This window comes from Olivibacter sp. CPCC 100613, assembly GCF_036959255.1.
Classification (GTDB): Bacteria; Bacteroidota; Bacteroidia; order Sphingobacteriales; family Sphingobacteriaceae; genus Olivibacter.
In genome coordinates this window covers 111869-133511 of record NZ_JAWMTI010000011.1, presented here as the reverse complement: position 1 = coordinate 133511, position 21643 = coordinate 111869, and the positions used below count along the sequence as shown (strand labels likewise).

Annotated in this window: 14 protein-coding genes; 10 read left to right on the top strand and 4 right to left on the bottom strand. The window is 39.5% G+C overall.

Annotated features, from left to right (window positions below):
- Window positions 1-16: 16 nt before the first annotated feature.
- A complete protein-coding gene (locus RYH73_RS24265; RefSeq protein WP_335316040.1) occupies window positions 17-1465 on the bottom strand; it encodes an alanine/glycine:cation symporter family protein in 1449 nt (482 codons plus the stop codon).
- 376 nt (window positions 1466-1841) lie between these two features.
- Here RYH73_RS24265 and RYH73_RS24260 point away from each other — a divergent pair, with 376 nt between their 5' ends.
- The 3 genes from RYH73_RS24260 (at window position 1842) to RYH73_RS24250 (ending at window position 8669) form a co-directional block, all read left to right on the top strand.
- Complete coding sequence (locus tag RYH73_RS24260) at window positions 1842-5450, top strand: PAS domain S-box protein (protein ID WP_335316039.1); 3609 nt, start codon at window positions 1842-1844, stop codon at window positions 5448-5450.
- 132 nt (window positions 5451-5582) lie between these two features.
- Complete coding sequence (locus tag RYH73_RS24255; protein ID WP_335316038.1) at window positions 5583-6953, top strand: hypothetical protein; 1371 nt, start codon at window positions 5583-5585, stop codon at window positions 6951-6953.
- 84 nt (window positions 6954-7037) lie between these two features.
- A complete protein-coding gene (locus RYH73_RS24250; RefSeq protein ID WP_335316037.1) occupies window positions 7038-8669 on the top strand; it encodes a carboxylesterase/lipase family protein in 1632 nt (543 codons plus the stop codon).
- 13 nt (window positions 8670-8682) lie between these two features.
- Here the strand turns inward: RYH73_RS24250 and RYH73_RS24245 are convergent, their stop codons facing one another.
- Together RYH73_RS24245 and RYH73_RS24240 are read right to left on the bottom strand one after the other, a co-directional pair.
- Entirely contained in the window at window positions 8683-9240 is a 558-nt protein-coding gene (locus RYH73_RS24245; protein ID WP_335316036.1) for an NADPH-dependent FMN reductase, read from the bottom strand.
- A gap of 2 nt (window positions 9241-9242) precedes the next feature.
- Complete coding sequence (locus RYH73_RS24240; protein WP_335316035.1) at window positions 9243-9755, bottom strand: DUF2480 family protein; 513 nt, start codon at window positions 9753-9755, stop codon at window positions 9243-9245.
- A gap of 298 nt (window positions 9756-10053) precedes the next feature.
- Here RYH73_RS24240 and RYH73_RS24235 point away from each other — a divergent pair, with 298 nt between their 5' ends.
- From RYH73_RS24235 to RYH73_RS24210, 6 genes are all read left to right on the top strand, one after another.
- Complete coding sequence (locus tag RYH73_RS24235) at window positions 10054-11406, top strand: S41 family peptidase (protein ID WP_335316034.1); 1353 nt, start codon at window positions 10054-10056, stop codon at window positions 11404-11406.
- A gap of 117 nt (window positions 11407-11523) precedes the next feature.
- On the top strand, window positions 11524-12090 hold the full coding sequence (locus RYH73_RS24230; protein WP_335316033.1) for an RNA polymerase sigma-70 factor: 567 nt from the start codon (window positions 11524-11526) through the stop codon (window positions 12088-12090).
- A 341-nt stretch (window positions 12091-12431) separates the two neighbouring features.
- Complete coding sequence (locus RYH73_RS24225; RefSeq protein WP_335316032.1) at window positions 12432-13445, top strand: FecR family protein; 1014 nt, start codon at window positions 12432-12434, stop codon at window positions 13443-13445.
- A gap of 111 nt (window positions 13446-13556) precedes the next feature.
- Entirely contained in the window at window positions 13557-16811 is a 3255-nt protein-coding gene (locus tag RYH73_RS24220) for a TonB-dependent receptor domain-containing protein (RefSeq protein WP_335316031.1), read from the top strand.
- Between the two features lie 245 nt (window positions 16812-17056).
- Window positions 17057-18364 carry a hypothetical protein gene (locus RYH73_RS24215; protein WP_335316030.1) on the top strand — a complete coding sequence of 436 codons (1308 nt, stop codon included), beginning with the start codon at window positions 17057-17059 and terminating at the stop codon, window positions 18362-18364.
- A gap of 65 nt (window positions 18365-18429) precedes the next feature.
- Window positions 18430-19236: a hypothetical protein gene (locus tag RYH73_RS24210; protein WP_335316029.1), complete on the top strand. Its 807-nt coding sequence runs from the start codon at window positions 18430-18432 to the stop codon at window positions 19234-19236.
- A 247-nt stretch (window positions 19237-19483) separates the two neighbouring features.
- Here the strand turns inward: RYH73_RS24210 and RYH73_RS24205 are convergent, their stop codons facing one another.
- Window positions 19484-20503 carry a LacI family DNA-binding transcriptional regulator gene (locus RYH73_RS24205; RefSeq protein ID WP_335316028.1) on the bottom strand — a complete coding sequence of 340 codons (1020 nt, stop codon included), beginning with the start codon at window positions 20501-20503 and terminating at the stop codon, window positions 19484-19486.
- 189 nt (window positions 20504-20692) lie between these two features.
- Between RYH73_RS24205 and RYH73_RS24200 the strand changes: the two genes are divergently transcribed.
- Window positions 20693-21577, top strand: a complete 885-nt coding sequence (locus RYH73_RS24200) for an inositol oxygenase family protein (protein WP_335316027.1) — start codon at window positions 20693-20695, stop codon at window positions 21575-21577.
- Window positions 21578-21643: the final 66 nt, after the last annotated feature.

Genomic DNA, 21643 nt, shown 5'->3' with positions numbered 1-21643 from the left:
CTATTTGTAGCAATAACTAATCGGATTTTTGGTGCCGGTTTTTTGCTGCCCAAAAATCGGCACGATCTATCGCCAAACTTGTTGGATCAAATATCGGTTCTTTGGTTTTCTTCCGTTGCTCTTCATAGTCATTTAATAGCTTGATCGCAGGTTTATGCAATAGAAGGATTGCAATAATATTTAGCCAAGCCATGAGTCCTACGCCGATATCGCCTAAAGTCCAAGCTAGTTTAGCAGTTTTTATCGATCCGTAGTAGGTTGCTGCTAGAAACAAAATCCGTAATAAGACGAGCATCCATTTTTTTTCCGTTTTTTTAAGGAGGTAACTGAAATTTGTTTCGGCGATATAATAATAGGCCATGATTGTTGTAAAGGCAAAAAACAAAAGAGAAATGGCTACAAAACCTGACCCCATGGAGGGGAAGTGTGCGTTAATTGCATGTTGGGTGAAGGCCGGCCCTTCTTCAATACCTGGCAGATTTTCTACTAGGAAGCCTCCAGAAGGATTCTTTACATTGTATTTTCCTGTGAAGAGAATCATGAATGCCGTAGCCGTGCAAACGAACAAGGTATCAACATATACGGAAAAAGCTTGTACCAAACCTTGTGTTGCCGGATGCTTGGTTTCGGCTGCAGCTGCAGCATGAGGGGCTGTACCCTGTCCTGCTTCATTAGAATAAATCCCACGTTTTACTCCCCAGGCAACGGCCATTCCAAATATACCACTGAAAGCTTGCTCTGCTCCGAACGCAGAACGGATGATAAGCGTAAACATATGTGGTACCTCGTTTACGTGCAATACAATAATGATGAGGGCCATTAAAATATAGGCCCCTGCCATAAAAGGTACTACGAACTCCGCTACTTTTCCGATGCGTTTAACACCGCCAAATATAATAAGTGCCAGTAGCGACACAATGATTAATCCTGTAATATATGGAGGTATTTCGAAAGCATGGAAAGCACTAGTTACAATACTGTTGCTCTGTACTCCTGGAAGAAAAAGTGCCGTGCTTAAAATGGTAGCTATGGCGAATATGATCGCGTACCATTTTATGCCCAGTCCTCTCTCAATATAATAAGCAGGTCCGCCACGGTATTGCCCATCAATTTCTTGTTTATAAAGTTGGCCGAGCGTAGCTTCTATATAGGCAGAAGCAGAACCTAAGAAAGCAATCGCCCACATCCAAAAAACGGCTCCGGGGCCACCCATGGCAATAGCCGTAGCCACACCGGCAATATTGCCGGTACCCACTCTTCCCGACAGCGCAATCGCAAAAGCCTGGAATGAACTAACTCCCTGTGTAGAAGATTTACTGCCAAATAATAAGCGTAACATTTCTTTAATGGATCTTAACTGAACTAATCTTGTACGAAAAGAAAAATAAATTCCTGTACCCAAGCACAATAAAACTAGTGCGTTACTCCAGATAATGTCATTCAGATAGCTGGCAATTTCTTCCATTTTTTATGCGTAAAAATTAATTGAGATTATAAAAACCATAATGATAAGGAAAAAATCGTGAAATAGATGATTTTTTGCCTGAAAAATAAATTTTCAATGGAAAATTAAGTAGGTAATATTTAAAAACATAAAAAAAACAAGATCCAAAAATGTTCTTTAGTTAAAAATCAGATCGATTATTTTTTTTACATATACCTTTCCATGCTGGTAGGAGTAAAAAGGTGCAATTTCTTCATTCTTATTTCCGCTGTTGAACAAATATCACGTCTAGTGACTAAAAATCAAAAAAGAATCAAATAAAGTAAGGATAATGAAAATGTGATGAATTGTATTATCTTTAATAGAAAAAATAGATGAATATTTGCAATGCCAATTTATGAGGGGATTTTTCGAGCAGTTGAAAAGTAATTTAGGTTTACGGGAAATCTTTCTTTCCAAAGAACAAATGCTTACGGGTCTGGCTGACTTGTGCATGTTGTTGACAACCGCCTATTTCATTATATTCAGTTTATTAAGAAGCTCTCCTCTGCTAGGATTTTTGGCTGTATTTTTGGTGTTTATAACTTGTTTTAGATGGTTGATACGAAAGCAAAAAATCCGCATACAATATGCGGTTCATTTTTTAATTTTCATTATTACCTTTTGTCTGTTTGTGCCCTTAATGTACTTCACCGGCGGATTGAATTCGCCGATCACCGCTTGGCTTGCCTTGCCGCCCTTAATATTTGTTCTGTTATTCGGGAATAGGAAAAATACACGGTGGTGGTTCGGTGTCATTCTTTTTATTCTGGTTATTTTTACATTCCTTTCTCAACGCCATTATGCTTTTCCAAATCTGATCCCCGCACATCTACAGCATATACATTGGTTTGTGTCTACCCTTGGAGTGATTATCTGTACCTTCTTTATAGCGGTGATTGCTGAACATTGGAAACGTAGTTTGTTGAGCTCGCTCGACCGTACAAAGAGAATGCTGGAAAAATCAAATGAAGCCGCATTAATTGGCCAGTGGGACATCGACTTCAAGGAGCGTAATATTCACTTGAATCCCTTTGCACGAGAAATTTTTGGTATAAAAGAGGCACAATTGAGAATCGATGCGTTTTGTGAATTGATAAAAGATAAGGTGCATTTTCAAACACTCCTCAAGCGTCTTGAAGAGTCAAAGCAGGATCAAGAGCTACGTTTGGATGTCGTACTTCCTGTGTTTGTATTTCGTGGGACGGAGGGGTGGATTCGTTTCATTGGTATTCCTTTGCATAAGAATGGTCAGTGTACCGGAGCGTATGGATTGATACAAGATATTAACGAACAGAAAAGAACCGAATATTACCTGATTAAAGAGCGACAACGATTAAAATATGCATTGCAGGGAGCTAATTTAGGTACCTGGGAGTGGAATGTTCAAACAGATGAAATTTTACTAAATGAGCAATGGGCAACATTTTTAGGGTATGAACTAACCGAGGTACAGCCAATGACGGGTAGCGCTTTTCAAGCCTTTATCTATCATGAAGATTTTGATAAGGCGAAAACGGCTATGCAATCGTATTTTTCGGGCGAGACTGATATTTATCAATGCGAAATGCGCATGGTACACAAATCCGGCAGCTTGATTTGGATGCTCGTCCAAGGGAAAATCTTATCCTGGGATGAAAAGGGGAATCCCCTGTGGATGTACGGTACTCATTTGGAAAATACGAAAGAAAAGCTGCTTCGGGAGAATCTAAGATTGAGCGAAAGTTATGCACATTCGCTTATTACCAGTATTCCGGACTTATTGTTTGTCTTAAGTAAGGATGGTGAATTTTTAGATTATAAATCGAATGAAAAGGATTTGTATACGAAACCAAATCTATTTCTCGGAAAGAACTTTAAGGATATTTTTCCCGCTAAGTTGGGCGCATTAATCGAAGAGAAGGTTGAGCAGTCAATCCGGACAGATTCTTTGGTCGAATTTACCTATAGTTTGGTATTGCATGGACAGGAAAAATATTATCAGGCACGTGTAGTGCCTTTTGAAGGAGACAAGATTATCGTTTTATGTAGAGATAATACAGAAAATTTTATTGCAGAAAAAGAACTGCGCATCTTGAATGCGAAATTCAAAAGCATTTTAGATAACAGTCCTGTCGGAATTGCATTGGTCGACTGCCAGACCGGTATGTTTTTGGAAGTGAACCCAACGATCCCGTCGTTTACCGGATATGACAGAGACGAACTGCTTCGCCTATCGTTTTCTGATATTACACCTGCATCCTATCACGAGTCAGATAAATTGCAACTCAAACAACTCCAGCGAACCGGACGGTTTGATAATTATGAAAAGGAGTATTTTCGAAAAGATGGAAAGCGAATTTGGGTTTCGGTCACCGGTGTTATGTTTACGGACGTAGATGGAGAAAAGAAATTACTCACTATTGTTCAAGATATTTCGCAACAGAAAGAACAACAAAGGGCTCTTAAGGCTGCTAAAGAGCAAGCGGAAATTGCAAACAATGCCAAATCCGAATTTCTTGCTAATATGAGCCACGAAATGCGTACACCATTGAACGCTATTATCGGTTTTACAGATCTGTTATTGAAAAGCCCCTTAAGTGAGGCACAAAAGGAATATATGCGAGCGGTGTTTCAATCCGGACAATCATTGCTCGATCTGATAAACGATCTCTTGGACCTTTCTAAAATTGAGTCCGGTAAGCTGGAGCTGGTGCCTGAACCTGTTGATCTTAACAAGCTGGCTAGACAGGTCGTTGAAATATTAAAATACCAGGCCAATAAAAAAGGGCTCGACTTTCACCTTCTATTATCTTCTGAGCTACCTGAATTGGTTTTATCGGATGGTCAAAGATTGCGTCAAGTGCTCTTTAATCTGTTGAGCAATGCCTTGAAATTTACAGAAAAAGGATGTGTCGAACTGGATATTCGAATAGAGCGTCGCTTATCAGAAAAGGAGGTGATTATCCGGTTTGCTGTTACGGATACCGGGATAGGCATTGCCGAAGAACATCACCAGAAGATTTTTGAAGCCTTTGTACAAGAGAATTCATCCATTATAAAGCGATTTGGAGGAACGGGGCTAGGCCTGACCATTTCCAATAGGCTGCTTTCTCTCATGGGAAGTCAACTAAAGCTAAAAAGCGAAACCGGGGCAGGCAGTACATTCTATTTCGATTTATCACTAACAACAATAGCGGTAGATGAATCCCTGGAAGAAAAGCAAGCCTCGCTTGTTGAGCCAGGTAGTCGGCTATTGTGTGAGGTCTCCATTTTATTGGCGGAGGATAATCCAACAAACATGCTTTTGTTAAAATCCTACTTTAATAATATTATCCCCAACGCAAAACTCATAGAAGCGGGCGATGGGCAGGTAGCACTTGATTTGTTTAGAAAATTTAAACCGGATCTTATTATAACCGATTTGCAAATGCCGAAAATGAATGGTTTTGATTTAACGTCGCGGATACGTTCCCTAAATGAGGGAAAAGAAGTGCCCATTGTGGCATTAACCGCCGGTATCTTAAACGGTGAAAAGGAAAGATGTTTTGCGGTAGGGATGAACGATTATTTGAGCAAACCTGTTTTGCAAGATACGTTGCGAAACGTCGTGGAAAAGTGGTTGTCAGAAGAACAAAAACAATGGATATCCTGTGTGGAGCAGAAACCGGAAAGCCTCTTTAATCTTGGTGAACGTTTATCGAAGATACTCAATGTAAAAATGGATGATGCCATTGAAATCATTGGAGTAGCTAAGCAGACACTTCGGGAATCTATGCTGGAAATAGATGTTTTCTATAAGCAGGCTGATCGTGATGCGATCAAACACACGGCGCATAAAATTCGGGCTACAGCGCTTATGATGGGTTTTTCTGCAATGCATAAAGTAGCCTATGAAGTAGAAAATAGTACATTAACCTTAAATGAGATTCAGCCAATGATCGATAACTTGAAACAAGAAGTTCAATATGTACTGGGATACCTTTAATAAAATTAAAGGGCTCACATTTTTTCTCAATATACTATACGAAGTTTCCTTATGGAAGGGATGTGAGATAAACCTGTAGTATATTTAGGGCTTATTTTGATGATACTACCCGTTGGGGTAATACGAATTCATATGGCACGTATAAGCTTTCTGTTTCTTTTATTTTCAATAGCAATCTATTCTTGCAAAAAAGATAATGGTGTAAACGAAATCAGATCTGATTTTGTCGATACACTTGAGGGAACCATTTCGACGGATTTAACATTACAAGAAAATGCAAATTATTTGTTAAAAGGGCAAGTTTACGTACAAGGAGCCTCTTTAACGATTCCGAAGGGTGTGACGATCCATGTTGAAAAAGCAGATGCCGTTGCGGATAAAGGAAGCTTGATTGTTTTGCCCGGAGCTAAATTGTTTGTGAATGGGACTGAGCAGGAGCCCGTGGTGTTTACGTCAGCTGCTTCTGAAAAATTGCCGGGCGACTGGGGAGCGCTTGTTCTCTTGGGGAGAGCCCCAATTAACAGCCAAACTTTACGGATACCGGGAATAAGCAATGAATTAGCGGTTTGCGGAGGGAGCGATAAGAATGACGATTCGGGCGCGATTCATTTCCTTCGCCTAGCCTATGGTGGAGGCTTAAATGAAAAAGGTGAAGATGAGTGGGCTTTAGATAAAGCAAGTGGGCTATGCCTTGGCGCTGTAGGTTCCAAAACGCAAATTGATCATATCGAGGTGTCTTATTCGAGAGATGATGCCTTTCAATTCTATGGAGGAAATGTCGGAGCTAAATATTTAATTGCTTATAATAATGGTGATGATGATTACGATTTCGATCATGGTTATCAAGGTAGTTTACAATTTATTCTTTCTTATCGCAATCGTGTAGGCGATTGGGCACTCCGCGCCAATGGCATAGAAAGTCTGAATGATGGCGCTGCCAGTACGAAAACACCCTATACGCATCCAGTCATTTCCAATGCGACCATTATCGGGCTTGGTAATCAAGCAATCCAAACCAACTTAAATCAAGCTGTTTATATAAGAAAAAACACCCGTTTTACTATTTCTAATTCAATTGTAGCGAACTACCCACAGGGAGGTTTAATGCTTTGTAACAAAACCAGACCTTTATTAATGCAGGTTCATGAATCATTATTTAAGTTTAACCTAGTTCATTGTGAAGAGAATACACGGGCTTTTACGTGGGATAAGAACGGACAGGAAGTATCGCTGGAAAAAGTCGTTGCCGATCCCGAACTCACCGCCTTTGCTACCAATCAGGATAACGAGAATGAAGTTATACAGACTGTATCAGCTTTAAAGCTGTCAGCTATCTTTCCCTCAAGTGGCATGCCTTTATTGACCCCTTTATCCGATTCTCCTGCTTTATTCGGTGCAGATTTTTCGGGTTCTTACGCAGCTGATTTTTTTGATAGCGTATCCTTTAGAGGAGCGATTGGAACTGAAAATTGGACAGTTGCTCATTGGGTGAATTGGGACTGAGTGCATTATAAAATCCAATTTTTGTTTTTTGCACTTTAGCATATATTGCCTACATTGCATGGATATAAACTGATCTAATTAACCATGAAGCTCTTTGCATTTATTTTCATACTTTTTTTTAGCATCGTCATGGCGTTTGGTGAGGATGGTTTGAAGTTGCAAGCGCCGCAAGTCGTCACCAAAGACGGATTGTTGGAAGGTGTTAACGAGTCGGGTATTTACGTTTTTAAGGGTGTGCCATTTGCAGCACCACCCATTGGGCCTTTGCGTTGGCGAGCCCCCCAGCCAGTGAAAAAATGGGAGGGAGTAAGGAAAGCGGATAAATTTGGTCCGAGAGCAATGCAACGACCGGTGTTTGGTGATATGAATTTTCGTTCAGATGGTATGAGTGAGGATTGTCTATACTTGAACGTTTGGACACCTACTAAAAGTTTTAAGGAAAAGCTTCCCGTTTTGGTTTATTTTTATGGCGGCGGGCTGATTGCGGGTGATGGGTCTGAACCAAGGTATGATGGTGAAAGTATGGCCCGGCAGGGCATTGTCGCCGTTACGGTTAATTATCGATTGAATATTTTTGGATTCTTTTCCCATCCGGAATTAACAAAGGAATCGTCTTTTAAAGCGTCGGGAAATTATGGTTTGTTGGATCAACATGCAGCCTTGAAGTGGGTACAAGAGAATATAGCCGCTTTTGGCGGAGATCCGGATAAGGTAACTATTGCCGGTGAATCCGCTGGATCGTTCTCGGTCAGTGCACAAATGGCCTCGCCCTTATCGAAGGGATTATTTCGTGCTGCAATCGGTGAAAGCGGCTCCTTGCTGGGAAATAGACCTTTGCCCACACGAACAATGTCTGAAAAGAAAGGACAAGCCTTTGCATCGGCAATAGGCGCGCCATCGTTGGATGCTTTGAGGGCGATTCCGGCCGATAAATTAATCGAAGCAACGGCACGTCCGGACGCAGCTTTTAGTGTAAATATCGATGGCTATTTATTTCAAAAAGATCCGGTAACTGTCTTCAAAAGCGGAGAACAAGCACATGTACCCTTATTGGTAGGTTGGAATTCGGAAGAAATGAACTATCGCGCATTGCTGGGAAGTTTGGAACCCATAGCAGCGAATTTTGTGCAGGTTGTTAAGGATCGATTTAAAGAGGATGCTCCTGCATTGATTCAAGTTTACAGCGCAGAAGCTGATCAGGATATGGAACAAGTGGCTACTGATTTTGCAGGGGATCAATTTATTGCCTACGGTACCTGGCGTTGGTCAGATTTGCATAGCAAAACCGGTGCGAATCCTGTATACCGCTATCTGTACACAAGGGCAAGACCAGCGATGCGGGCCGAAATGGGAAATGCCGTTGCTGGATTAGCGGGTGGTGTGATTAAGGGAGAAGAAGCGACGAAACAACGAACACCGCTATCAAAAGGGGCGGTGCATTCAGCGGAAATTGAATATGCGCTGGGTAATTTACCTTCCAATAGGGTGTACGATTGGGAACCGGAAGATTATAAAGTATCGGCGATATTACAGACCTACTTCGCTAATTTTGTTAAATCGGGTAATCCAAATGGGCTAGGTGTGCCGGCATGGCCAACCATCCAGAAGGGTGAAGCAGCAGAAGTGATGTATATTGATACAATTTCCCGTGTTGTAAAAGAGAAGCATCGAGACCGTTACCTGTTGCTCGAGAAGCTGGCCGATTCAGAAAAGTGATATAATGAATAATTTAAACATGAGCAGAAACACCATGTGGCGATTCCAATAGTAAGCGGCTCATTAGATTGAACTTTTCTTTGTATAGAGGCTCAAGATTTCCAGCGGTATCGAAGAGATCATTTCGTACAACGGGGATGGTATAGGGCAGCGTCCAGGCACGCAGTGATTTGGCAACTGCGTCCATCGCATTGATACCTTGCATAGCATGTCCGCCACTAGCCCAGCAAACGAGGCCGACAGTTTTATTTGTCAGATAAGGTGGTTTCGATTTGCTGCTAATTTCCAGCCAATCCAGGCAGTTTTTCATGATGCCGGTCATCCCACCATGATATAGGGGGGTTAACCAGATATGTGCATCTGCTTGGGTAAAAATACTCGTCATGATTTTTACCGATTGCGGTATATTTGCAAGGCTCAGATCAAAAAAAGGAATACCCGCATCCGCAAGATCAAATTCCGTAACAGATGCGCCTGCATTGCTTAATTGTGTGTTAAAATAATTACTGAGCGTTTTAGAGGTGCCTGCATTGCGTTTTTCTAAGGCACCGTTAAATAGTACTATATTCATGTTTAATCCATTTGTTTGAATACAACTTTGGGCATTCCTAATTCACCATACATCAAAGTCTTAACACCATAACTTAGCAAAATGTTAGTGGCGGTTATGTAAATAGCATCGGGCACTTTTAAATTGGCCTTTAAAACCACTCTTTTGCCAAGAAGATGTGTGAAGTCTGTTCTTGATACTTGTTCTATCCATAAATCGATCAAATGCTCTTGTTGATGCTTGCGGGACACGAGTGATGTGTAAGGTGATAACTTTGCAGAGATGAACATATAAACCCATTGTGGGATAATAGCATCAATAGCACAGAATAGAGATACCGCTGTGTCTTTATACAATAGCCAGTCTACCTTTTCTATACTTTCCTTAAACTCTTTCTCCCTTACAATTAATCCTTTATAAAGATGGGGAGCAATATCAAAATCTCTCAAATTAACAGTAGGCCTATAGTCTAGCAAATTTATCGCTGTGATGTCCAAGGTTTTTATTTTATTTTCCAAAAGCTCAACAGTATTCATCGTGGTGTTATATTATTTCATATTGCCATACATAATTTGTAAAGTGACCCAGTAAAAATAAAATGTATGGTTGTCTATCGTTTTCATCGTGTAATTGTTCTTTAAGAATCATCCATTGATGGAATGTTATTTTCCATTACAAAGGTAGTTGTCCAAAGCAATAAACAAAGTGTTAACTTTGTTTATTGCTTTGGAATGACGAAGGTGATGGTGGAATTAGTGAAAGAAATAACAATAACTTAATATGAAATGATTCTTCCTGTATTAACTTCGATATACGACATTATCTTCTTTACAAATGAGAATTTTATTTAGAGCCATCTTACTAGTTATGTTACCGGTGATTACTTCTTGTAAAAAGGATGCGCCGCTAATTTATGATGTTGGAACAAATGAATATATCAATACATGGATTTTAGATAGTATGAGAAGATATTATTTTTGGTCAGAAAATTTACCTGCCGATCCAAATCTAAACATCGAACCCAATGGATTTTTTGAGACAATAAGAAATGAGACAGATCGTTTTTCCAGGTTATACCTTCCAAATGATCCTTCCTCCTTTGAAACGAGTAGTAGATCGGCTTTTGGCTTTGAATATGCAGTAATAGAACAACCGAAAGAAAGATCTGTTTTAGGTGTGGTTAAGCTCGTGTTGAAGGATTCTCCCGCTGAAAGAGCGGGACTAAAGCGTGGGGATTTAATTAAATCAATTAACGGCAAAGCATTTACTACGGAAAATGCTAATAGTTTATATCAAGCGCTTATAAATAGTCAAACGCTTAACTTAACAACACAAATATTTGTTAGTGGCGAAACCGCAGAACAAGAAATAGAGATCCAAAAAGGATGGACGTTTGAACAGCCTCTTGTTAGTCGTATTTACACACTTAATACAGGTAAAGTCGGATATGTGTATATAGACCATTTTTCTTTTGGTTTATCAACTTCGCTTCAACCTGTTTTCAAACAATTCAAAAATGAACATATAAATGCGTTAATACTTGACCTACGTTATAATTTAGGTGGCGAGGTTTCCGAAGCAGCCGGCGTATCTGCATTGATCGCTCCTGATATTGATTTTCGCACGGCATTTATTACTTATAAAGGTAATAAGAACGGAGGTACACGAGACGAAACTTTCGGTGAGGCGGCTACATTTGATGGATATATTTATTTTGATGAGCTATTGCATGCTAAACTAAATTTACCAAACGTGTATGTGTTAACTACCCGTTCTACCGCTTCTGCCGCCGAAGTGGTCATCAACTGTTTAAAGCCTTATATGGAAGTGATTACGATTGGCGAAAAAACCATGGGTAAAGATCTTGCTTCTTTTCTTATAAAAGACGGTGCTTTTCCACAGCAAGTTGCATGGGAAATCCAACCCATTGTCTATAAGCTTTATAATTCAGCTGGTTCAGGTGACTATGGCAAAGGGCTAAGCCCAACCTTAACCGTGAATGAACTTGATGAGTTGCCGCTTTTTGAAATAGGTGATGATCGAGATTTACTTATAAAAGCTGCGTTAAACCAAGTGCAGAAGACAAATGACAAAGTCTATCGAACGAAGACAAGTAGTCATGCTGTTGTGCGGTTTGATTCTCAAAGCAGTAGGGCTTCTCAAAGCGTCATATTGACGCATAAATAATTAGCGCAATAATTAATCCATCCTTAACATTTAGTTCAAATGCTTCATCTAGCTTCGTTTGTCAAACAAAATGAAGTTACTGTGGACTCAAAAAGTAAATCTATTTGTAAACATATAGTGAAATCATTTTCATTAGGCAATGTGGAAGCTTTTAATAGTATCTACAGTCAATATAAACCTAAAGTGTTCAACTATGCCTTGAAATTTGTGAAAGATAAAGACGAAGCAGAAGAAATCAGTCAAGATATTTTCGTTCGCTTGTGGAAATACAGGAGCTCAACGGATCCAGAGAAGGATTTTGATGCTTTTATCTACACAGTGGCACGTAATGTTATCTTTAAAGAGTTTAAACGAAAACTTCGGGAGACCTCCTATTTGGCAGAACAAAGTAATTGTATAGTTGAAAATTACGATCCTATCGACAGTTATATCAACTTAAAAGAGTATAAAGAATTTGCCTCAAAAGCGATAGATTCCTTACCTCCACAGGCGAAAAAGGTATTCAAATTAAGCAGAGAAGAAGGGCAAAGCTATGAATGTATTGCTAGTAAATTGGCTATATCGCCAAGCACCGTGCACAACCATATGACGAAATCACTTCGTCACATCCGTAAATATTTCGATTATCACATACCGGAAACCATTTTGTTTTGTATCCTGCTCACAAAAGCGTTTTTTCGCTAACAAGGAGGTCTGATCCATCACGATATTTAAACCGTATCTTTTCAATTTTTAATTTATACTTCCTTTCAAAGTGAAATTCTAGCTACCCCAAGTTGGCGTTCTAATCTATTTCTGCGAAACTGTCCGTTTCATTGTGATTATAAGATCAATATCGTCTTGTTTCTGATTTATTGTTTTTGTAGTTGATTATCAGTTGTTTGTGTTATTGTTTGATTTTTTTTTAAAAACAGAGTAGACAGATCACTTATATGCGAGATATATATTTATAAAGAGCTTAAAAATTAGTTAAATAATATCAGAAATAAATAGAAGTGAGTGTCGATAGAGAAATAAAGGAACTGATGCAATTATATCTTGCGGGCCAAGCAAGTCAACAGCAAGCAAAGAGGCTGTCGGCGTTATTGGAGCAAGAATCCGATGCGCTTCACTTGATAGAAAACGAAATGCAGGAGGTTTGGTCGAAGGAATTAAGGACAGAAGAGGATTCTTCGGGTATTGATGAGGGGTTACAGAAAGTTTGGGAAAAAATCTATGCTGAGAACGGTGACATAAGTATCCGAACTTCGCGCAGGAATAACAGATGGTTAGGTTACGCTGCTGCTATTTCATTTTTATTCGCTGTTGGTGTTTTTATGTTCTTGCGATCGGAACGTCAAGCCCAAACTGTGCTAGGACCTAAATGGGTAACGCGTAGTACCAAGGTAGGAGAAAAGGTGAAGATACTATTGCCTGATAGTAGCGTTGTTTTCCTGAACGCAATGAGTACACTACGATATGCTGATGACTTTGGAATGGCAAAATCGCGCGAAATCTACCTCAATGGTCAGGCTTTTTTTGACGTAAAAAGTAAAGTCAATAAACCTTTTATCGTGCATACGGACAAAGTCCTAACGACTGTATTAGGGACTTCTTTTGATATCAGCGCATATACAGAGGAAGAGCAGATCCGAGTATCGGTAAAAACAGGGAAAGTGAAAGTGTCTAAATGGGATGGTCACCTTTTACACGAATTATCAGAATTAGCATCCGGTATGCAGCTGGTTTATCAGAAAAGTAGTACCGTGTATATGGCAAATACAGCTCGGGTGGCTGACTTTGGCGCTTGGTCCGATAACCGATTTGTCTTCCGTAACGAGCCACTCAAAGATATATTGAAAACATTGACCCGTAATTACAAAACCAAATTTTTCGTGGTCGGTCAAAACCTGGATTCTTGTAGATTTAATGCCTCCTTTAATAATAAGAATATAAAGCAGATCATGGATCAATTACACATTATGAGCGGTGGAAATATTACATATAACTTCAGTAGAGAAGGACAACAAATAACCATAAAAGGAAAGGGATGCGAATGAGTGAATAAAAATAAGGCTATCTATTTTAAAATAAATAGGCTGTTCTGCCTCGGAAACAGAACAGCTCAATAAAGTTTTTTAACTCGCTAAAATCAAAAAACATACAAACTTATGAAGTTAAGTCTTTACTTTGGTAAAAAAAAATATTTTAAAACACTAAAACTTCCTCCTAAAAGATATTTTTTTCTCTTTTTTCATTTGCTGTCTGTTTTTCAGGCAACAGCTGCTAAACAAATAATAGAAAAATACCTGAATTTAAATCTGCACAACGTTTCATTGCCTGAGGCGCTCAATACCATCGAGGTGCAATCAGGCGTTAACATCAACTACAACCCGGCCATTCTTGACTACCGTAAAAAGGTGAGTATCAAAGCCAATCATCTGTCCATTTCTTCCATTTTACAACAACTGTTGAAAGAGACGGGGATAAGTTTTAAAAGGCAGCATGACGACACCATCTTGCTTTACAAGGCAGAAGTTAAAAACGGAAAAGTTGCGGGAAAAATACGAGATGAACATGGAGAGCCTCTTCCGGGGGCTACCGTTCAAGTTGAAGACGCAGGACTTGCCGTGCAAACAGGAATTGACGGTACCTATACCATACAATTGCCGCAGGGAAACTATACGATAAAAATAAGTTATATAAGCTATCAAAGTAAGCGGATTACTAACGTGGAGATACACGAGGCGAAAGTTAGTTTACTCGATGTGAGTTTACAGCCAACAGATAATCGCTTAAGTGAAGTTACGGTAACGGCCGATTTTAGAAAAGCCTCGATTGATGGCCTGTTGGCCCGGCAAAAGAATGCCTCCGAAATTTCCAATGGTATTAGTGCGGAGCAGATTCTCCGTACGCCGGATTTACATATTGGTGAGTCACTTAAAAGAATCAGTGGTATTAATACTATTGAAAATAAATTTGTAGTCGTGCGTGGCATCGGGGAGCGATATAATGCAGCAATGCTTGATGGGACGATTTTACCTTCTACGGAAGCCAACAGTCGGCAGTTTTCTTTTGATTTAATTCCATCTGATCTGGTAGATAATATTACGGTAAGTAAAACCCTTACACCGGATATGAATGCAAGTTTTGGTGGTGGCTTGATAAAAATTAATACAAAAGATATTCCTACTGAAAATTTTACCAGCTTGACAATTGGCAGCTATTATAATGATCAAAGTACAGGTAAAGATTTCCTAAGTCATAAACGAGGGAAGTACGATTTTTGGGGATTTGATGATGGTAGAAGAAGTTTTCCTTCAGACTTGCAACATACAGATAAAGGCACAGTACCCAATGATCAATTGACAGAAGAGGAGTTTATAGAAAAGGTTGTCAATCAAAGTAAACGCTTTTCCAATGATAATTTTTCAGTATATCGCTATAAAGCTATGCCTGCACAAAACTACCAATTTACTATAGGCCGTGTGTATAACTTGGATGGGCAATCCACAAAAAAAATTGGCTTTACAGGTGCCGTAAGTTATCGAAATTTTCAAACGATTGAAAATGTAAGTAATGTAAATAGAGGGTCCTGGCTTTGGGAGCCAGCAGCAATCGACTCTTTGGGAATTCATAATACGGCAACCAATTACAAATTTAATACCAATTGGGGAAGCATTTTCAACGCTGGATTGCAACTGGAAAAACATCGTTTGAGTACTAAAAATACCTATACACGAACCTATAACAATGCGCTCGTAAGAACGAGTGGGTATGAGAACAACATCGATGTCGGTGAGGTCAAAGAAAGGCCACCTAGAATTGAAGAGGCGGACAGGCCCGTTTTTACCTCGCTGCTACAAAACAAAGTGCTCGGGGAACACCTCTTTGGAAAAATAAAAATGGAGTGGGATGTTGCGTATACAAAGATAAAGCGAGAAGAAAAAGACATTATCACGGCGCAGATGGAACCAAAATTAGTAGATGGCGAGTTTCAATACTTTTACTTACCGAATACGAATCCGACAGAACCTAGAGTAAAACCAATGTCCAGGCAGTATTATGCCAATAGTGAGAAACACTATACGTGGGGTATTGCAGGTACCATCCCGTTCGATATACAGCAATCTCATCATCGCTTAAAGCTTGGCTATTTTGGCCAACGGAAACGTGGTGATTTTAGTTGGATACAGGCCTCGTTATATGCCAATGTTGCAGCCAATCCAGGATTGCAATATATGCCGATCGGTGAAATGGTCAATCCCAATAATATGGCTTCGGATGGATTTCAATACCGTATCGGTTCAATGAACTATGATGCTTTTGAAGGTAAGAATCGATTGGAAGCTTTTTATGCTATGTTGGATAATCGAATTTGGGACAAACTTCGGCTTATTTGGGGATTACGTTCGGAATATTTTAAGTATACCGAATTAAAAACGCCTCCGAGATCAAGTATATTACCTGTTCGAAGTGATAGCATACCTGACAAAAAGTGGTCATGGTTACCCTCGGCAAATGTTACGTATGCTCTTTCTGAAAATATGAATATTAGAGCCGCTTGGTCAAACAGTGTGGTTCGACCTGAATTGATGGATAATAATGAATTTCTAATTTACAGTCCTTATTTAGGTGGAGAGCTTTCTAATTTTGATTTAAAAAGCAGTAAGGTAACCAGTTATGACTTTAAGTGGGAGTGGTATGCTGGTCTGGGAGAGATTATTTCGGTGGGCGGTTATTATAAATACTTTAAAAATCCCGTCGAACTGTCTAAAACCACAGTTGGAGGGGCCCCTCTTTATTTACAGAAAAATTCCGACTATGCGAAAGTATATGGGCTGGAACTGGAACTACGAAAACGATTAAATTTTATTTTTGAGAATGATATCTTAAATAAATTCACGCTTTTTGGTAACCTGACATTACAGAATTCTACCGTACAGGCCTCTTTTCAAACGTTGGAAAATGGGGGTGGCGAAACTACTACAATAGTTACCAAACCTGTCAAAAACAAGCGTCCGATGTATGGCAATGCGCCCTATGTATTGAATACCGGATTACAGTATGACAGTGATCGCTTTAATTTCAATGTCGTTTACAATAAAACAGGTTATAAAACTTATATTATATCGGACACACCCGATCAGATTGAGTATGAGATGCCCCGCAGCCAATTGGATGCACAAGTTGGTTACCGTTTTATAAAACATCGCTTATTAGTAAAGCTAAATGCCGCGAATATTTTTAATAGAAGAAGTGCCTTTTATCGTAATACGGGGAGTTATACGAAAGCGCTCTCCGGTGTCAATGATGAAGCTGTTTTTAAGGAAGGTTTTTCTGCGCATTATGATGAAGGTGATTTAATCACCTATAGGCTTTTTTCCGGGCGTACTTATAGTATTTTGTTAACATATACTTTTTGAGAGAACCCATATTGTTAAACCTTTAATGATTTAAAAGAAAGTGTCCTCCAAAAAAAGAGGCAAAGTTTTCCGCAAAACTTTACCTCAAAACCCGCGAGTCGTATAAAAGTCACGGTTTATTTGGAAACACGCCCTGAAAAAAACATGGAGCAATGCTTCGCGGCTCTAGGAGCTTAAAAAGCAAATACACAGTCAGGTTAATTACAAAATTAATAAAAAATTAACACAAGAAATAAAAAAATATTATGAAAAATCTATTTTTAATGGGATTAGCTTTAGGGGCATTCACTTTTGCTTCGTGCGATAAAAACAAAGATTCATTTGCTACAAATGATAGTTTCGACAAACGCAGCACAGAGGCGGATTATTCAGGTTACCCTGCAACGGTACAAACAGTGAGCGGTAACATCACCAGCAATACGACTTGGACCAGCGATAAAGTATGGCAAATCAGTGGCGTAGTTACCGTGAAAAGTGGAGCAACGTTAACCATACAGCCAGGTACTTTTATTAAGTCTACCGTTAACACACCGGGTACACCAAATGGAGTTTTAGTCATTCAGAGAGGTGCTAAAATTAATGCCACAGGAACGGCTGCAAGCCCTATTGTATTCACTTCGCGTAACTTATTGGATGGTAATACGTCTACCAAAGGAGCTCCCGGTGATTTTGGTGGCGTTATCTTGTTGGGGAACGCACCGGCAAACGTTTCAGGAAGAACTATTGAAGGTTTGCCGACCAGCCCTGATTACACTTTTGGTGGAACAAACAGTGCGGATAACTCAGGTACAATGAAATATGTCCGCATTGAATACGGTGGTTTCAACTTAAGTACTGATAATGAAGTGAATGGTTTGACGTTAGGCGGTGTTGGTAGCGGTACTGTACTAGATTATATTCAAGTTTCTTATGGTAAAGATGATGGCTTTGAGTTCTTTGGCGGGACGGTTAATCCCAAGCACTTAATCGCCTTTGGCTCAGATGATGATCAATTCGACTTTGACAATGGATATCGTGGTACCATTCAATATGCAGTAGCCGTTGCTGATGGAAATTCAACACATAGTACCAGCGGTGGTACCAGCGATTCGAATGGTATAGAATCTGATAATAATGCACCTGCAGATGATGCAAGCTTTAGTTTAACGCCCAAAACACGGCCTGTCTTACGCAATTTTAGCATTGTTGGTACACGTACAGCAGCGGCAGCAACGGGTGTAGGTTACAAATATGGTGTACGTAATCGTCGAGGTGCTGAAATTGATATGCAAGCATCTCTTATTACAGGCTTCCCATCGGGGTTCGTATTTGATGGAACAGCTCCGGCTTCTTCTGTATTAACGAATAATTCAGTACATGGTTTTACAGCAGCCATTACGCCAGCTGTTAGTGGAAATACGGTAAACACGGGTGCTACTGCCCAAAATTACGGTATGGCACAGCCTTGGTTTAACGTAAATCCAAGCGTGAACTTCCTTGCTTCGGGAACAAGAGGAGCGGTTACCAGTACTTCTGGAAACTGGCTAACCGGTTGGACTAAATTTGTATTCTAATTTTAATTATTGATTTTATTAACATCGGATGTCCGCGGACATCCGATGCCATTAACCACTTACTAATGAAACTAAAATATTTACTTGGCTTTTCAATAGGAATAGTAGGCGTTTTTTTTTCCTGCCAAAAGGGGGACGAATTGGTGAGTGCTAACGAAGAAAAGGTTGTGCGATTGACCTTACAGGGTTATGTAATGCAGGATACCTTAGAGTTCTTAAAAGAAGGAAAAGTGATTTGCGAAGCATACGAGACTATTTTTAACATAAAGACACCGGAAGACAGGCCCATTGTTTCCGCTACGGGATTGCAGGTCCGGAAAAAAGGATCCACAGCGATACTGGATACTTTGTCCATCGAAGAAGAACCATTTGACCAGGTGCTAAAAATCTTTTACGATGGCAATAGCATAAGCGATAACATAGAAATTACGCCGGTAAGTAGTCCCGATAAAATCGGTATGCGATTTAGCATGCAGACGAACAATCCTTACGTAATAAAAGGAGATGTTGACGTGGAAATTTTTGAAAAGGTTTTTACATTTTTTCCTGATGGAACCTATAGCGAAACTTATGAATCGCTTCATATAATCAAAAATGTGAGTGATGAATTCAGCGAGTTTTTAGAGCTTCCGGCTATAACTTTTGATGATCCGAACGTTTCTAAGTCTTACGTGTTTAAGGTATATCAAACGGGTACAAAAAGCTATCCTTTTAAGGAGGGAGTGGAATTTCCGATGGGGCCCATTGACAACTTTTATGGTGATTTATACGTTGTGGACGGAGAAAGTGCTTTATTTCAAATCTCACCCTACCTTGAAGATAACCAGTTTCTAGGCTATAATATTAATGATATTGCCGTTTATTTTCAGTGAAGAAAAATCTGATTTAACAGTTCACTCGTAAATAGGATAGGCAAAATAATAGTTCCAGATAAGGCTTATCTGTTATAAAAACAGCGCATCCGATGGGCGGATACGCTGAGCTAACCAATTATAAAACCTAATATATATGAGAAGAGAAGACAAATTGAATATGGAACAAATATATAAAAAGTCTACTAAAATAGTATACTTTTTTTAAAAAAAATATGCCCCCCTTTTTTGAGTAGCCTAGTGGCATTTAAAAGGGCGTTTTTGTAGAATTTCGAATTTCCAGAACAGAAGGTAATACGACATTTGACTCCTCTTGATCAATGGGTTTCCCTTTTAATGCTTTCAATAATAGATCGGCCGCTGTTTTTCCCATTTCAAAGGCTGGTTGTGTTATGGTTGTGATGGCGGGATTCAGAATCTCTGCTTGCACCAAATTGGAAAAAGCTGCCACTCGTATATTGCCGGGAATCACTAAATTTCTTTCCATACAAGCTAGATAAGTTGGCATGATCAGTTTCTCGACGGAGGCAATAATGGCATCCGGACGATCTTTTCTTGCGAGTAGCTTGTAAATGGATTCCTTGTTCTCCTGATCTTGGTTCGTACAGATCAAAAGATTATTTTCGGTAAAATTAAATCCATATTCATGGAGTGCACGCTTATACCCATTCATGCGTTGTGTGCTGATATTCAGTGATTCAGAGAATAGGAGGAATACAATATGTTTACACGCTTGTTCGATTAAATGCACCGTTAATTTGTAACTTGCATCAAAATCGTCCGTTGTAATCTGTCCGTTGCCCTGTCCTTCAAAAACACGATCGAAGAATACAACCGGGATGCCTGTCGATATAAGTTTATCGATAGTGGTTACATCTTTACTTTGACTTGTTACCGAAATTAAAACACCGTCGACACGGCCGTTTAAAAGTTCTTGCAAAATAAGGTTTTCTTTTTCAACTTGCTCGTGCGTTAAATAAACCAAGACATGAAACCCTTCTTTTTGGGCAACGGTCTCCACGCCATTAATAGCTTGTGCAAAATAGCTGTCGGCCACTTCAGGGATAACTACGGCAATCGTTTTACTTTTTTTGCCACGCAGACCGCTAGCATGCGCATTGGGAACATAGTTTAGTTCGTGCGCTAATTTTAAAACTCGTTGCTTGGTCTTTTCGCTGATGTCGTAACTATCCCGTAATGCCTTAGAAACCGTTGCGGTTGACAATTTCAGCTTTTTCGCCAGTTCTTTCATCCCAATAGTTGCCATACTTATGCTTTATAATTGGTTTTACGTAAACGATTAAGTAAATATATCTAATCAAAAGTGATTTATCCTACAGGAAATGTTGCAAATTTGGATACACGATGATTCGTTAAGTAGTTTAACCGTGCGATCATCAAGAATACAATAGCTAACAACGAATAACCAATAACAAACAACTAAATAGCGAGTATTATGAACAATCAATTGGATTCAACAGTCAATAATAATCCCTTAACAGATTTAGAACATTGGGAAGATGATTTATTACGTCGTTATCCCGATCCTGATACGATAGCCACCGCTAAAACAAAAGAAGCGTATCGAAATTACGAAGAACCGGCACGTGACAGTGTAAAAGAATTTTATCGGTTAAATCATACGTATCAAACTTTTGAATTCGTCGAAACCAAAAAGAAAGAATTCTTACAGTTTAATAAAAGAGAAATGCCCGTATGGGAAGCTTTCGAGTTCCTAAACCAGTTGGTAGACGATTCAGATCCTGACACCGACCTTGATCAGTTTCAACATTTACTTCAGACATCGGAAGCGATTCGGGCAGACGGTCACCCGGATTGGATGGTGTTGACAGGTCTTTTTCATGATTTAGGAAAAGTGCTCTGCCTGTTCGGTGAGCCACAATGGGCTGTCGTCGGAGACACGTTTCCGGTAGGTTGTGCTTTTTCGGATAAGATCGTTTACTCGGAATTTTTTAAGTATAATCCTGATTATCAGAATGAAACGTTCAATACCAAGTATGGTATTTACGAACCTAACTGTGGATTGGACCAGGTGCAGTTGTCATGGGGACATGACGAATATATCTACCAGATGATGAAGGATTATTTGCCTGAAAGCGGGTTGTATATGTTGCGTTATCATTCTTTCTATGCACAACATCGAGAGCACGCGTACGATCACTTGCTCAGCAAACATGATCAGGAGATGTTCTATTGGGTTGATCTGTTTAACCCTTATGATCTATATTCAAAGAGTCCGGTGCCGCCGAATTGGAAAGAACTAAAACCCTATTACGAAGACTTGGTGGCTAAATATTTGCCGTCGACATTGAAACTATGAGTTAAACATTGACTTCATCCGATAATTATCGGGGAGCCATCATTGTAATATCAATCCAATTTCTAT

Excerpts from the sequence above, each read along its gene's own strand:
- RYH73_RS24255 (WP_335316038.1), top strand. The coding sequence starts at position 5,583 with ATGGCACGTATAAGCTTTCTGTTTCTTTTATTTTCAATAGCAATCTAT.
- RYH73_RS24200 (WP_335316027.1), top strand. The coding sequence starts at position 20,693 with ATGAACAATCAATTGGATTCAACAGTCAATAATAATCCCTTAACAGAT.
- RYH73_RS24215 (WP_335316030.1), top strand. The coding sequence starts at position 17,057 with ATGAAAAATCTATTTTTAATGGGATTAGCTTTAGGGGCATTCACTTTT.
- RYH73_RS24220 (WP_335316031.1), top strand. The coding sequence starts at position 13,557 with ATGAAGTTAAGTCTTTACTTTGGTAAAAAAAAATATTTTAAAACACTA.
- RYH73_RS24260 (WP_335316039.1), top strand. The coding sequence starts at position 1,842 with ATGAGGGGATTTTTCGAGCAGTTGAAAAGTAATTTAGGTTTACGGGAA.
- RYH73_RS24205 (WP_335316028.1), bottom strand. The coding sequence starts at position 20,503 with ATGGCAACTATTGGGATGAAAGAACTGGCGAAAAAGCTGAAATTGTCA.
- RYH73_RS24265 (WP_335316040.1), bottom strand. The coding sequence starts at position 1,465 with ATGGAAGAAATTGCCAGCTATCTGAATGACATTATCTGGAGTAACGCA.
- RYH73_RS24245 (WP_335316036.1), bottom strand. The coding sequence starts at position 9,240 with ATGAATATAGTACTATTTAACGGTGCCTTAGAAAAACGCAATGCAGGC.
- RYH73_RS24250 (WP_335316037.1), top strand. The coding sequence starts at position 7,038 with ATGAAGCTCTTTGCATTTATTTTCATACTTTTTTTTAGCATCGTCATG.
- RYH73_RS24210 (WP_335316029.1), top strand. The coding sequence starts at position 18,430 with ATGAAACTAAAATATTTACTTGGCTTTTCAATAGGAATAGTAGGCGTT.
- RYH73_RS24235 (WP_335316034.1), top strand. The coding sequence starts at position 10,054 with ATGAGAATTTTATTTAGAGCCATCTTACTAGTTATGTTACCGGTGATT.
- RYH73_RS24240 (WP_335316035.1), bottom strand. The coding sequence starts at position 9,755 with ATGAATACTGTTGAGCTTTTGGAAAATAAAATAAAAACCTTGGACATC.
- RYH73_RS24225 (WP_335316032.1), top strand. The coding sequence starts at position 12,432 with ATGCAATTATATCTTGCGGGCCAAGCAAGTCAACAGCAAGCAAAGAGG.